This window comes from Dyella sp. BiH032 (genome assembly GCF_031954525.1).
Taxonomy (GTDB): Bacteria; Pseudomonadota; Gammaproteobacteria; order Xanthomonadales; family Rhodanobacteraceae; genus Dyella_D.
This window is the reverse complement of sequence record NZ_CP134867.1, coordinates 2,020,388-2,034,178: the sequence shown is the minus strand read 5'-3', so window position 1 is coordinate 2,034,178 and position 13,791 is coordinate 2,020,388. Positions and strand designations below refer to the sequence as shown.

11 protein-coding genes and 1 tRNA gene are annotated in these 13,791 nt (G+C 66.3%); 4 read left to right on the top strand and 8 right to left on the bottom strand.

Annotated elements, in window-relative coordinates; translation table 11 throughout:
- Positions 1-35 precede the first annotated feature (35 nt).
- From RKE25_RS08970 to metH, 3 genes are read left to right on the top strand one after another with little or no spacing between them, the layout of a single operon-like run.
- Positions 36-962, top strand: a complete 927-nt coding sequence (locus tag RKE25_RS08970) for a metalloregulator ArsR/SmtB family transcription factor (RefSeq protein WP_311841892.1) — start codon at positions 36-38, stop codon at positions 960-962.
- Between the two features lie 11 nt (positions 963-973).
- Positions 974-2,062, top strand: a complete 1,089-nt coding sequence (locus tag RKE25_RS08965; protein ID WP_311841891.1) for a homocysteine S-methyltransferase family protein — start codon at positions 974-976, stop codon at positions 2,060-2,062.
- Between the two features lie 4 nt (positions 2,063-2,066).
- Positions 2,067-4,754 carry a methionine synthase gene (gene metH / locus RKE25_RS08960; RefSeq protein WP_311841890.1) on the top strand — a complete coding sequence of 896 codons (2,688 nt, stop codon included), beginning with the start codon at positions 2,067-2,069 and terminating at the stop codon, positions 4,752-4,754.
- A 246-nt stretch (positions 4,755-5,000) separates the two neighbouring features.
- Here the strand turns inward: metH and RKE25_RS08955 are convergent, their stop codons facing one another.
- The 7 genes from RKE25_RS08955 to cyoA all read right to left on the bottom strand — a co-directional run bounded on the left by RKE25_RS08955 (position 5,001) and on the right by cyoA (position 10,518).
- On the bottom strand, positions 5,001-5,330 hold the full coding sequence (locus tag RKE25_RS08955) for a lipid-A-disaccharide synthase N-terminal domain-containing protein (protein ID WP_311841889.1): 330 nt from the start codon (positions 5,328-5,330) through the stop codon (positions 5,001-5,003).
- Positions 5,331-5,497: 167 nt separating this feature from the next.
- A tRNA-Val gene (locus RKE25_RS08950) sits at positions 5,498-5,572 on the bottom strand.
- 115 nt (positions 5,573-5,687) lie between these two features.
- Complete coding sequence (locus RKE25_RS08945) at positions 5,688-6,464, bottom strand: SURF1 family protein (RefSeq protein ID WP_311841888.1); 777 nt, start codon at positions 6,462-6,464, stop codon at positions 5,688-5,690.
- Between the two features lie 25 nt (positions 6,465-6,489).
- Entirely contained in the window at positions 6,490-6,897 is a 408-nt protein-coding gene (gene cyoD / locus RKE25_RS08940) for a cytochrome o ubiquinol oxidase subunit IV (RefSeq protein WP_343215218.1), read from the bottom strand.
- Positions 6,894-7,529 (bottom strand): cytochrome o ubiquinol oxidase subunit III, encoded by a 636-nt coding sequence (gene cyoC / locus RKE25_RS08935; protein WP_311841887.1) that lies wholly within the window; start codon positions 7,527-7,529, stop codon positions 6,894-6,896. The genes cyoD and cyoC overlap by 4 nt, the downstream gene beginning before the upstream one ends.
- The gene (gene cyoB, locus RKE25_RS08930; protein WP_311842363.1) at positions 7,522-9,495 is read right to left on the bottom strand and encodes a cytochrome o ubiquinol oxidase subunit I; all 1,974 of its coding nucleotides are present in this window, start codon (positions 9,493-9,495) and stop codon (positions 7,522-7,524) included. The genes cyoC and cyoB overlap by 8 nt, the downstream gene beginning before the upstream one ends.
- A 75-nt stretch (positions 9,496-9,570) precedes the next feature.
- Positions 9,571-10,518: a ubiquinol oxidase subunit II gene (gene cyoA / locus RKE25_RS08925; protein ID WP_311841886.1), complete on the bottom strand. Its 948-nt coding sequence runs from the start codon at positions 10,516-10,518 to the stop codon at positions 9,571-9,573.
- Positions 10,519-10,672: 154 nt separating this feature from the next.
- Between cyoA and RKE25_RS08920 the strand changes: the two genes are divergently transcribed.
- Entirely contained in the window at positions 10,673-12,001 is a 1,329-nt protein-coding gene (locus RKE25_RS08920) for an MFS transporter (protein WP_311841885.1), read from the top strand.
- A gap of 179 nt (positions 12,002-12,180) precedes the next feature.
- On the opposite strand, the gene RKE25_RS08915 is transcribed toward RKE25_RS08920, so the two are convergent.
- The gene (locus RKE25_RS08915) at positions 12,181-13,767 is read right to left on the bottom strand and encodes a hypothetical protein (protein WP_311841884.1); all 1,587 of its coding nucleotides are present in this window, start codon (positions 13,765-13,767) and stop codon (positions 12,181-12,183) included.
- Positions 13,768-13,791: the final 24 nt, after the last annotated feature.

Genomic DNA, 13,791 nt, shown 5'->3' with positions numbered 1-13,791 from the left:
TTACGCATCTCTCTATCGCGATATAAGGATGCAGCGTGGATCTAGCCACCGCCTCCAGCGTCCTGCGATTGCTGGCCGACCCCACGCGGGTGCGCCTGCTGGCCCTGCTGGAACGCGAGGAACTGACCGTGGCGGAGCTCGCCGCCGTCCTGCGCCTGGCGCAGCCGCGCGTCTCCACCCACCTGGCCAAGCTCAAGGAAGCCGAACTGGTGCGCGACCGCCGCGCCGGCGTATCGGCCTACTACCGCGCCAATGCCGAGGGCGACGAGCGCCAGCATGACCTGATCCGTTCCCTGCGCGACAGCATCGACGACGCCCTGCTGCGCGAAGACGCCGCGCGCCTGCCCGCCGTGCTGGCGCAGCGCGCGAGCGAGGCCGGCTGGGCCGATACGGTCGCCGGCGACATGGAGCGCCATTATTCGCCCGGCCGCACCTGGGAAACCTTGGCGCGCTCGCTGCTCCAGCTGCTGGAAACCGGCGACGTGCTGGACATCGCTTCCGGCGACGGCATCACCGCCGAGCTGCTGGCGCCGCATGCGCGCTCGATCGTCTGCGTCGATTCCAGCGAGCGCGTGGCGGAAGCGGCGGCGCAGCGACTGAAGCCATTCGCCAACGTCGAGGTGCGCCAGGGCGACATGCACGCGCTGGATCTGGGCGAGCGCCGCTTCGACCTTGTGCTGATGCTGCACGCCCTCACCTATGCCGAGCATCCCGCCAAAGCCGTGGCCGAGGCCTCGCGCCTGCTGCGCCCGGGTGGCCGCCTGCTCGCCGTGACGCTGGGCAAGCATGACCACCGCGCCGTGGTGGAGCCATTCGACCACCGCAACCTGGGTTTCTCGCAGGACGAGCTTTCCGGCCACGCGCGCCGCGCCGGCCTGGAAGTCATCAGCTGCACCCGTCTCAGCCGCGAGCGCAAGGCACCTCATTTCGAGGTGATCAGCCTGCTCGCACGCAAGCCGTAAGGAGACCGCGCATGAGCGCCCTGCCCTGGCTCCACCCCGAACGCGTCGCCGCGCTTCAAGCCGCGCTGCGCGAACGCATCCTCATCCTCGACGGCGGCATGGGCACCATGCTGCAAGGCCACCGGCTCGACGAAGAAGGCTTTCGCGGCGAACGCTTCGCCGGAGGCCGCGACGGCTCGCACGAGCATCATCACGACCATCCGGGCTGCGACCTCAAGGGCAACAACGACCTGCTCACGCTGACCAAGCCCGACATCATCCGCGGCGTACACGAGGCCTACCTCGAAGCCGGCGCCGACCTGGTCGAGACGAACACGTTCAACAGCACGCGTATCAGCCAGGCCGACTACCACCTGGAGCACCTGGCCTACGAGCTGAACCTCGAAGGTGCGAGGCTTGCCCGTGCCGCCTGCGACGCCTGGACGGCGAAGACGCCGGACAAGCCGCGCTTCGTCATCGGCGTGCTGGGCCCGACCAGCCGCACGGCATCGCTGTCGCCGGACGTCAACGACCCGGGCTTCCGCAACGTCACCTTCGAGGAACTGGCCGCCAACTACACCGAGGCGGCCAGCGGCCTGATGGACGGCGGCGCGGACCTGATCATGGTCGAGACCATCTTCGACACGCTCAACGCCAAGGCCGCGCTGTTCGCGCTCAGCGAGCTGTTCCGCGAGCGCGGCGCGCGCCTGCCGGTGATGATCTCCGGCACGATCACCGACCGCTCCGGCCGCACGCTGTCCGGCCAGACCGCGGAAGCGTTCTATTACTCCGTGGCGCATGCCCGCCCGCTCAGCGTGGGGCTCAACTGCGCATTGGGCGCGGCCGACCTGCGCCCGCACGTACAGACGCTCGCCACGGTCGCTGATTGCTTCGTCAGCACCCACCCCAACGCGGGTTTGCCGAACGCCTTCGGTGAATACGACGAGACGCCCGAGCAGATGGCCGCGGTGATCGGCGGCTTCGCCCGCGAGGGGTTGCTCAACCTGGTCGGCGGCTGCTGCGGCACCACGCCGGCGCACATCCAAGCCATCGCCGATGCCGTGCGCGGCTGCGCGCCGCGCGCACTTCACTCCACCGACGACACCGCTCAAGCCGCCTGACCCGATGACCATCCGCCACACCCGTCTGTCCGGCCTCGAACCGCTGGTCATCACGCCGGACCTGCTGTTCGTCAACGTCGGCGAACGCACCAACGTCACCGGCTCCGCGCAGTTCCGCAAGCTGATCAAGGAAGAGCGCTACGAGGAAGCCGTCGAGGTGGCGCGCCAACAGGTCGCCAGCGGCGCGCAGATCATCGACGTGAACATGGATGAAGGCCTGATCGATTCGGAGGCGGCGATGACGCGCTTCCTGAATCTGATCGCCGCCGAGCCCGATATCGCACGCGTGCCGGTGATGGTCGACTCGTCCAAATGGACCGTGATCGAAGCCGGCCTGCGCTGTCTCCAGGGCAAAGGTATCGTCAACTCGATCTCCATGAAGGAAGGCGAGGAGATTTTCCTCGAGCACGCCCGCAAGGTGCAGCAGTACGGTGCCGCGGTGGTGGTGATGGCCTTCGACGAGACGGGCCAGGCCGATACCTGCGAACGCAAGGTGGAAATCTGTTCGCGCGCGTACCGGCTGCTCACGGAGCAGCTCGACTTCGCGCCCGAAGACATCATCTTCGACCCGAACATCTTCGCCATCGCCACCGGCATCGAGGAACACAACAACTACGCGGTGGATTTCATCGAAGCCACGCGCGAGCTGAAACGGCGCTTCCCGCTCAGCCATGTCTCCGGTGGCGTTTCCAACGTTTCCTTCTCGTTCCGCGGCAACAACACCGTGCGCGAGGCGATCCATTCGGTGTTCCTGTACCACGCCATCAAGGCGGGAATGGACATGGGCATCGTCAACGCCGGCGCCCTGATGATCTACGACGAGGTGCCGGAGGAACTGCGCGACCGCGTCGAGGACGTGGTGCTCAACCGCCGCCCCGATGCGACCGAACGCCTGCTGGAGATCGCCGACCGCTTCAAGGCGAAGAAGGGCGAAGTCGTCACCGAGAACCTCGCGTGGCGCGAAAAACCCGTGCGCGAGCGCCTGAGCCACGCGCTGGTCCACGGTATCGACCAATACGTGGATGCCGACACGGAAGAAGCCCGGCAGCAGGCCACGCGCCCGCTGGACGTGATCGAAGGCCCGCTGATGGATGGCATGAACGTGGTCGGCGACCTGTTCGGCGCCGGCAAGATGTTCCTGCCGCAGGTGGTCAAGTCCGCCCGCGTGATGAAGAAGGCCGTGGCCTATCTGCTGCCCTACATCGAGGCGGAGAAACTGCGCACCGGTGACATGGGCAAGAACAACGGCACCATCGTAATGGCCACGGTGAAGGGCGACGTACACGACATCGGCAAGAACATCGTCGGCGTGGTACTCCGCTGCAACAATTTCGAGGTGATCGACCTGGGCGTGATGGTGCCGGCGCAGAAGATCCTGGATACCGCGCGCGAGCACAACGCCGACCTGATCGGCCTGTCCGGCCTGATCACGCCCTCGCTGGAGGAAATGAGCCACGTCGCGCGCGAGATGCAACGGCAGAACTTCACCATTCCGCTGCTGATCGGCGGCGCCACCACCTCGCGCGCGCATACGGCGCTGAAGATCGACCCGCACTACGAAGCGCCCACCGTATGGGTGAAGGACGCCTCGCGCGCCGTGGGCGTGGCGCAGTCGCTGGTGAGCAAGGACCTGGTCGACACCTTCATGGCCAAGGTGCGCGCGGAGTACGCGGAAGTGCGCGACCGCCACCGCAACCGCGGCTCCGGCAAGGCGCTGGTCCCGCTGGAGAAGGCGCGCGCGCAGCGCTTCACCTGCGACTGGGCGGCGTACGAGCCGCCGCAGCCGCGCAAGCCCGGCGTCACCGTGTTCGACGACTACGACCTGGCCGAGTTGCGCCGGTACATCGACTGGACGCCGTTCTTCCAGGCCTGGGAACTGGCCGGCCATTACCCGGCGATCCTCCAGGACGAGATCGTCGGCGCGCAGGCGACGGAATTGTTCCGCGATGCGCAGGCGATGCTCGACCGCATCGTGGCGGAGCGCTGGCTGAGGGCGCGCGCAGTGATCGGCTTCTGGCGCGCCGCCCGGGTCGGCGACGACACCGAACTCTATGCGGACGACGGCCGCAAGCTCGCCGTGCTTCATCATCTGCGCCAGCAAGCCGACAAGCCGATCGACCGGCCCGATTTCTCGCTGGCCGACTTCGTCGCGCCCAAGGAAGCCGGCAAGGCCGACTGGGTGGGCGCGTTCGCGGTGACCGCGGGCGTCGGCATCGAAGAACACGTGGCCCGCTTCGAGGCCGCGCACGACGATTACTCGTCGATCCTGCTGAAAGCCCTCGCCGACCGCCTTGCCGAAGCCTTCGCCGAGCGCATGCACGAGCGCGTGCGGCGCGAATTCTGGGGTTATGCGCCGGACGAAGCGCTGGACAACGACGCGCTGATCGATGAGAAGTACCGCGGCATCCGCCCCGCGCCCGGCTATCCGGCCTGCCCCGACCACACGGAGAAAGCCACGCTGTTCGAGCTGCTCGATGCCACGGCGAATGCCGGGATCGAGCTGACCGAGGGCTTCGCCATGTATCCCACCGCGGCTGTGTCCGGCTGGTACTTCTCGCACCCCGGCAGCCAGTACTTCGTGGTGGGCCGGCTGACGCGCGAGCAGGTCGAGGACTATGCGAAGCGCAAGGGCTGGACGCGCGAGGAAGCGGAGCGCTGGCTGGCGCCGAACCTGGATTACGACCCGGACTGAGCGGCTGCCGTCACCAGATCGCGCGGCTTCGCCACAACTTCATCCCGGCGCAGGCCCGACGGAGCGCGAAGCGTGCGGAGAACGCCGCGGAGGGGCGAACGCAGCGAGTCATCCAGCGACGACTGCGCAGCATCTTTGCGTAGCCGCTTAGAAGCTGTCCTTAGAAGCGTCCGGCGACAAAGAACATCATCGCCACGGGATCCCGGCCTGCGCCGGGATGACGCAAAGCCGACGCAACCCGTTCGCTCAGGTCTCTTCCGGGCCACCCGGGCGCACCGTTTCCGGCCGGCGGTGGCGCAGGTGCGAGAACACGTTGTAGATGGACACGAACATCGGGAACGCGGTCTGGATGATGCCGACCGAATCGTTCTTGCCCCAGATGAAGTAGGCCAGGGTCAGCACGCTGCCGGCCACGGACAGGTACCAGAACGACATCGGCACCACCACCTTCTTCTGCCGCTTGGTGGCGTAGAACTGCACGAACCAGCGCGCGGTGAACAGGAGCGTGCCGAGCAGGCCGATGAGCTTCCAGGGGGTGAGCGTGATCAATTGCAGGTTGGCAAGAGCTTCGTGCATGGCGTCGAATCCGTACGGGTCAGCCGGGGCATTGTAATCGCGGCATCTTCCCGTGCCCTTTCCGCCTTTTGCGCGATCGGGATCGGTAGACGACACGGGCATGGCGGGACGTTCCGCCGCGAAAACGAGAAGGCCACCGCAAGGGTGGCCTTCTCATTCGATTCGGATGGTGGGCGGTACAAGGATCGAACTTGTGACACCTGCCGTGTGAAGGCAGTGCTCTACCGCTGAGCTAACCGCCCGCCGGGAGCGCGAAACTATACGGGGTGTTCCCGGGGAGGTCAATGCCCCGTCGAGAACATTTTCCGCCCCGCCCGCTCCGTTCCGCGATGGGCGGCGGTACCCGCCGACTCCGCATCAATCACCGGCACGCAGCTTCCGGCGCAGGCGGTATTCGTGCCTTCCCACATAGGCCGCGGCCAGCACGACCATGAGCGCCAACACATACCAGGTGATCAGATAGCTCAGGTGACTGTTGGGAAAGGCGGTGACGGTCAGTCCGCCTCGCGGCCACGCATCGGCGTTCGCGGGATCCGCATCCTGGTCCACGAAGAACGGCGCGACCGGGCCCAGGCCACGCGCGGCGGCAATCGCCTGCACGTCCCTGGCATACCAGCGGTTCTGCGCCGGGTCGTTGTGCCGCAGGAATGCCCGGGTCTCGGGCATGCGCAGCAGGCCGGTGACGGTGAGCTCGCCCGCCGGCCCGGCGGCGCAGCGCCCATTGCGCCCGCACCAGTCGGTGGGAACGAAGCCACGGTTGACGAGGACGACGTTGCCGTCGGCCGCGCGCAGCGGCGTCATCACCCAATAGCCGCTGCCGAAACCGGTACTCGCGGCCACCAGCGCCTGACGGTCATGCAGGAAGACGCCGGTGAGGCGGACGTGGAGATATTCGTGCGTCGCCGCGGTCACGCCAGCCCACTCGGCCGGCCGGGGAGCCTCGGCGGCGGGCGCATGGACGCGCTGCTCGACCCGCGCGATCAGCTCGCGTTTCCAGGCCAGGCGATGCACCTGCCAGGTACCCAGGGCAACGAATCCGCTGAAGCAGGCCAGCGCCAGCAAGGCCAGCAGAGAGAGCGCCAGCGGCCCGCGCGGGCCGCGCTCGGTGACGTCGGCGGCGCCTAGCCGAGCCATGGCCAGCGTGCCGCCGGGAACCCGCTCACGGCAGGTTCCGGGTATCCATCAGGGCCGGCATCATGTTGTGGTTCAGGTGGTACATCACCCAGATCGAACCGCTCAACGTGATCAGCACCAGCACGGCGGTGAAGATCAGGGCCAGCATGTTCCAGCCGTTCTCCGACTTCGCGTTCATGTGCAGGAAGTACACCATGTGCACCACGATCTGCACCGCAGCGAAGCCCAGGACCACCAGCGCGGTAGTGCTCGAATCCTTGAAGCCTCCGCTCATCACCAGCCAGAACGGAATGGCAGTCAGGATCACAGCCAGCATGAAGCCGACCACGTAGCCCTTCAGCGAGACGTGGCCGATGCCGTCGTCGTGACCATCGCCATGGTGGTCGTGGCCGTGGCCGTCGTGCACGGCATGGACGTCGGTATGCGCGCTCACGGCAGCACTCCCATCAGATAGACAAAGCTGAAGACGCCGATCCACACCACGTCGAGGAAGTGCCAGAACATCGACAGGCACCACAGGCGGCGCTTGTTGGGGCCGATCAGGCCCTTCTTCTTCACCTGCACCATCAGCGTGATCAGCCAGATGATGCCGCAGCTCACGTGCAGGCCGTGCGTCCCCACCAAGGTGAAGAACGACGACAGGAACGCGCTGCGCTGCGGGCCTGCGCCCTCGGCGATCAGGTGGGCGAACTCGTACAGCTCGATGCCGATGAAGCCGGCGCCCAGCAGGCCGGTGATGCCCAGCCACACCAGGGTGCCGCCCACGCGATTGCGCTGCATCTCCAGCATGGAGAAGCCGTACGTGATCGAGGACAGCAGCAGCAGCGAGGTATTCAGCGCCACCAGCGGCAGCTCGAACAGTTCGGCGCCGGTCGGGCCGCCCGCGTAGCTGCGGCCCAGCACGCCGTATACCGCAAACAGGCAGGCGAAGATGAGGCAGTCGCTCATCAGGTAGAACCAGAAGCCGAGCAGCGTGCCGTTCTCCGGATGGTGCTCGGTTTCCTGGTGGAACCGCAACGGCGCGGCTACCGTGTTGTAGGTGTCGTAGGACTTCACGTCAGACATGGCTGGCCAGCTGCTCCGTGCGCGCCGCCTCCACCCGGGCCACGTCGCCGGCCTGGATGTAGTACTCGCGGTTGTAGTTGAACGTATGGCCGATGGCCACGCCGAGCAGCGCCAGGAATGCCACGCCCGCGACCAGCCACATGTGCCAGATCAGGGCGAAGCCGAGCACGGTGCTCAAGCCGGCCAGAATGATGCCGGCGCCGGTGTTCTTCGGCATGTGGATGTCGATGAAGCCCGCCTGCGGACGCTGCCAGCCTAGCTGCTTCATCTGCCACCACGCGTCGTTGTCGTGCACCACGGGCGTGAAGGCGAAGTTGTAGGCCGGCGGCGGCGAGGACGTGGACCACTCCAGCGTGCGGCCGTTCCAAGGATCGCCAGTCACGTCGCGCAGCTTGTCGCGACGCAGGAAGCTCACCACGAACTGGATCAGCATGGCCGCGATGCCCAGAGCGATCAGCGCGGCACCGAAAGCGGCGATCTGGAACCAGATCTGCAGCGACGGATCCTCGAAGTGGCTGATACGGCGCGTCACGCCCATCAGGCCCAGTACGTACAGTGGCATGAAGGCGAAGTAGAAACCCACCACCCACAGCCAGAACGAGCACTTGCCCCAGAAGGGATCCAGCTTGAAGCCGAACGCCTTCGGGAACCAGAAGTTGATCGCCGCGAACGCGCCGAACAGCACGCCGCCGATGATCACGTTATGGAAATGCGCGATCAGGAACAGGCTGTTGTGCAGCGAGAAGTCCGCCGGCGGCACCGCCAGCAGCACGCCGGTCATGCCGCCGATCACGAAGGTCACCATGAAGGCCACCACCCACATCATCGGCAGCTCGAAGCGGATGCGGCCGCGGTACATGGTGAACAGCCAGTTGAAGATCTTCGCGCCCGTGGGGATCGAGATGATCATCGTGGTGATGCCGAAGAACGAGTTCACGCTCGCGCCCGAGCCCATCGTGAAGAAGTGGTGCAGCCATACCAGGTAGGACAGCACGGTGATCACGATCGTCGCGTACACCATCGAGGTGTAGCCGAACAGACGCTTGCCGGCGAAGGTGGACACCACTTCGGAGAACACGCCGAACATCGGCAGGATCAGGATATAGACCTCCGGATGGCCCCAGATCCAGATCAGGTTCACGTACATCATGGCGTTGCCGCCCAGTTCGTTCGTGAACACGTGGGTGCCCAGGTACCGGTCAAGCGACAGCAGCGCCAGCACGGCGGTCAGCACCGGGAACGCGGCGATGATCAGCACGTTGGTGCACAGCGCGGTCCAGGTGAACACCGGCATCTGCATCAGCTTCATGCCCGGCGCGCGCATCTTGATGATGGTCACCAGCAGGTTGACGCCGGACAGCAAGGTGCCGACACCTGCTATCTGCAGGGACCATATGTAGTAGTCCACGCCCACGTCGGGACTGCCCAGGATGCCGGACAACGGCGGATAGGCCAGCCAGCCCGTGCGCGCGAACTCGCCCACGAACAGCGAGGCCATCACCAGCACGGCGCCGCTGGCGGTCATCCAGAAGCTGAAGTTGTTGAGGAACGGGAAGGCCACGTCGCGCGCACCGATCTGCAGCGGCACGATGTAGTTCATCAGGCCGGTCACGATCGGCATCGCCACGAAGAAGATCATGATCACGCCGTGGGCGGTGAAGATCTGGTCGTAGTGGTGCGGCGGCAGGTAGCCGAGGTTGTCGCCGAAGGAGACCGCCTGCTGCAGACGCATCATGACGGCGTCGGCGAAGCCGCGCAGCAGCATCACCAGGCCCAGCACCATGTACATGATGCCGATCTTCTTGTGGTCGATGCTGGTGAACCACTCGCGCCAGAGGTAGCCCCACAGGCGGTACTTGGTGATCACGCCCGCCAGGGCCAGGCCGCCGATCGCCACGGCGGCGAAGGTGGCCAGCAGGATGGGCTCGTGGTACGGGATGGCCTCCCACGTGAGGCGGCCGAAAATCAGCTTGGAAAAATCGGGATCAGACATCTTGAACACCCGGAAAGGCGCAATGCGGATGGGTCGGGCGGCGCACGATCAGTGCTCCATGTGTTCCATGTCGTGCTCGCCACCGGGCTTGCCGGCACGGGCGGCGTCCTTGGCCATGGTCTCGTGCATGCACGGAGTGCCCGGCGCGACGCACATGTTGACGATGGCGCCGTACAGATCGGGAGAAACGCTGGCATAGCGGCGCACGGGCTCGTTCTCGCTGGGCTTCTCCAGCGCGAGGTAGCTCTCGCGCGTCAGCGCGGCGCCCTCCTTCGCCTTGGCCGTCCACTGCTCGAACTCGCTCTCGCTCATGCCGAGGAACTTGAAGCGCATGCCGGAGAAGCCGGCGCCGCTGTAGTTCGCCGAAATGCCGTCGTAGGCGCCCGGCTTGTTGATCACCGCGTGCAGCTTGGTCTCCATGCCCGGCATGGCGTAGATCTGGCCGGCGAGCGCAGGGACGAAGAAGGAGTTCATCACGGTCGAGGCCGTGATCTTGAACTGGATGGGGCGATCCACCGGCGCGGCCATCTCGTTCACCGTGGCGATGCCCTGCTCGGGGTAGATGAATAGCCACTTCCAGTCCATGGCCACCACTTCCACGGTCAGCGGCTTCACTCCGGCCGGCATCTCACGTTGCGCGGAGATGCGCTCCAGCGGGCGGAACGGGTCCAGTTTGTGCGTGCTCACCCAGGTCAGCGCGCCCAGTGCGATGATGATCAGCAGCGGGGCCGACCAGATCAGCAGCTCGAGCACAGTCGAGTGGTCCCAGTCCGGCTTGTAGGTGGCCTTCTTGTTGGAGGCCCGGTAGCGCCAGGCGAAGAACAGGGTCAGCCCGATCACCGGCACCACGATCAGCAGCATCAGGACCAGGGAAATGAGGATGATGTCGCGCTGCTGGGCGGCCATGTCGCCGGAAGGCGACATCAGCACGGTCTGGCAGCCTGCCAGCAGCAGGACGGCCGGAAGCAGCAGTCCGCGAAGAGCCTTGGAAAACATGGGCCGGAAGGGAAGCCGAAGCATGGGGAGACCGAAAAAGTTAACCTATGCGTGCTGCGCCGCGGAATAGGACACTTTGTCTCATGGCGGTTGGAAGCCGCCAGTGCGATCCTTACGCGAACCTCCCCCCAAGTCCACAAGTTTCAGCATGGCGATGTCGAGCACACTTGATCACCACGGAACCGCGGGCCCGGCGCAGGATGATGCGTCGCCGGCGCCCGGCCATTCCAACGTCGCCCCCAGCGAGATCGCCGTCGGCGTGGTCATCGGCCGCGCGTCGGAGTATTTCGACTTCTTCGTTTTCGGCATCGCGTCGGTGCTGGTCTTCCCCCCGGTGTTCTTCCCATTCCGGGACCGCCTGCACGGCCTGCTGCTGTCGTTCGTGGTCTTCGCGCTGGCCTTCGTGGCGCGCCCGTTCGGCACCGCCCTGTTCATGGCCATCCAGCGCCGCTGGAGCCGCGGCACCAAGCTGACGGCCGCGCTGTTCCTGCTCGGCAGCGCCACCGTGGGCATGGCCTTCCTGCCGGGCTACGAGACGCTCGGCTGGCGCGCCATCGCACTGCTCGCTTTCTTCCGCGTCCTCCAGGGCATCGCCTTCGGCGGCTCCTGGGACGGCCTGCCCTCGCTGCTCGCCCTGAACACGCCCAAAGGCAAGCGCGGCTGGTACGCCATGCTCGGCCAGTTGGGCGCGCCCATCGGCTTCATGCTGGCCAGTGCGCTGTTCCTGTTCCTGCATACCCAGCTGTCCAGCGAGGACTTCCTCGGCTGGGGCTGGCGCTATCCCTTCTTCGTGGCCTTCGCCATCAACGTGGTGGCGCTGTTCGCCCGCCTGCGCCTGGTGGTGACGGAGGAATACACGCAGGCGATGGAGGAGCGCGAGCTCGAGCCTATCGGCATCATCGAAATGCTGCGCAAGCAGGACTACAACATCGTCCTCGGCGCCTTCGCCGCGCTCGCCAGCTACGCGTTGTTCCACCTGGTGACGGTGTTCCCGCTGTCGTGGATCACCCTGGGCTCCACTCAGTCGGTGAACGACGTGCTGCTGATCCAGGTGATCGGCGCCGGCGTGGGCATCCTGGGCACGGTCACGTCCGGCTTCATCGCCGACCGCATCGGCCGCCGCACCACCCTGGGCACCCTCGCCTTCCTGATCGGCATCTTCAGCTTCTTCGCCCCCTGGCTGCTCGGCGGCAGCCGTGTGGCGCAGGACGCCTTCATCCTGATCGGCTTCGCCCTGCTGGGCCTGTCCTACGGCCAGTCCGCCGGCACGGTGACCTCGAACTTCCCGATCCGCTTCCGCTACACCGGCGCCGCCCTGACGACCGACGTGGCCTGGCTGATCGGCGCCGCCTTCGCCCCACTGGTGGCGCTGGGCCTGTCCAGCAAGTTCGGCCTGGGCGCGGTGAGCATCTACCTGCTGTCCGGCGCGATCTGCACGCTGGGCGCGCTGCGCCTGAACAAGGCGCTGGAATCGCGCGACTGATTGGCGCGGCTTGTCCGTGAATGCAAAGGGCCCGGCATGCCGGGCCCTTTTTTTGATGCATCCGCTGTCGATCGTCTCTTTCCGAAGACCGCTTCTTCACGTGCGCATCGGGCTAACGTCGTTGACGCCCGAGGCCTGAGGAGCCGCTTGCCGCACAGAGCGCGACCGGTCGTCCGCCTTCACGCCACCGACGCCTTCCCCCGCTGCACGCTGAGCAGAAGCAACACCGCCGCCAGCACCCCGTAAGCTCCTGCGAACTGCCAGACCCTGCTGCTGGATGCCGCATCCAGCAGCCAGGGCAGATAGACGCCGCCGGCGGGATCCACCGAGTGGATCAGGCCGAACAAGGTGAGCGCACCGCCCAGCAGCAGGATCAGCGCCGCGCGGCCCGTCTTGCCGTCGATCAAGGCCACCACGAAGCTCGCCCACACCATCGACGTGATGATGAAGCCGTTGCCCAGGATGGTGATCACCGCCAGTTCGGCGATGCCGTGCGTGTCCTGGGCGAACAGCGCGCCGAAGCGGTCCGGCGCGACGTAGGTCGGATCGCTCAGCTTGATCGTCACCATGCGTGCAATGGCCGGAAAGAAACTGAACACCACCGCCGCCGCATAGCGGATCGGCGTCGCCTCGAAGGCCTGAACGGTGATGCCGATCGCGACGAACACCAGGATCGGCGCCAGCACCGATAGCGGCACCAGCTCCACCAGGTTGGACAGATAGCCGAACACACCGCCCAGTCCGATCACGATGCCGGTCAGCAAGGTATAGCCGCTGCGCGCGCCCATCGCCTTGTACGACGGCTGGCCGATGTATGGTGTGGTCTGCGCCACGCCGCCGCAGACACCGGCGACCAGGGTCGCCAGCGCCTCCACCAGCAAGATGTCACGGGTGCGGTACTCGTCGCCCGCCGCGCGCGCGCTTTCGGTGACGTTGATGCCGCCCACGACCATGAGCAAGCCGAACGGCAGGATCAGCGGCAGATAAGGCACCGTGTAGGCGAGCCCGCCGATCCACTGCAGGTTCGGCAGCGGCAGCGCGAAACGCCAGGTCCACGCCGCGGGCGCGTGGTAACCCGTGCCCAGCCAGCCCAGCGGACCGAGCACGTAATAGAGCACGGCGCCGACCGCAAACGCGGCCAATACGCCAGGCACGCCGAACGGCAGCCGCCCCTTCGCCACCAGCGCGTAGAGCACCACGCCCAGGCCGGCGAAACCCACCACCGGCACCTTCATGATCTCCACCAGCGGCAGGAAACCCATCAGCACCAGCGCGATGCCGGCGATTGAGCCCAGCAGGCCCGCGCGCGGCACGTGCCGCTGTACGGCGCCGCCGAAGAACGAGAGCACGAACTTCAGCACACCCATCACTACCAGCGAGGCCATGCCCAGCTGCCACGTGGCCGTTGCCGCCGCCGCTTCGTCCATGCCGCCCTGCTTGAAGTGCAGGAACGCGGGGCCGAGCACGAGCAGCGCCATGCCGATGCTGGTCGGCGCATCCAGCCCGAGGGGCATGGCTGTCACGTCGTCGCGTCCGGTGCGTGCGGCCAGGCGATGCGCCATGCGGGTGTAGGCCAGATTGCCCAGCAGCACGCCCAGCGCCGTGCCGGGAAACATGCGCAGGAACACGATGTCCGCCGGAAAGCCGAACAGGCCGATCAGGGCGGTGGCGAGGAAAGCCATGATGGAGAGGTTGTCTACCACCAGGCCGAGGAAGCCATTGAGATCGCCGGGCGCAAGCCAGCGGCGCGGATGCGGTTCGTTCACGGGAAGCGAGTTACCTGTGGAAGG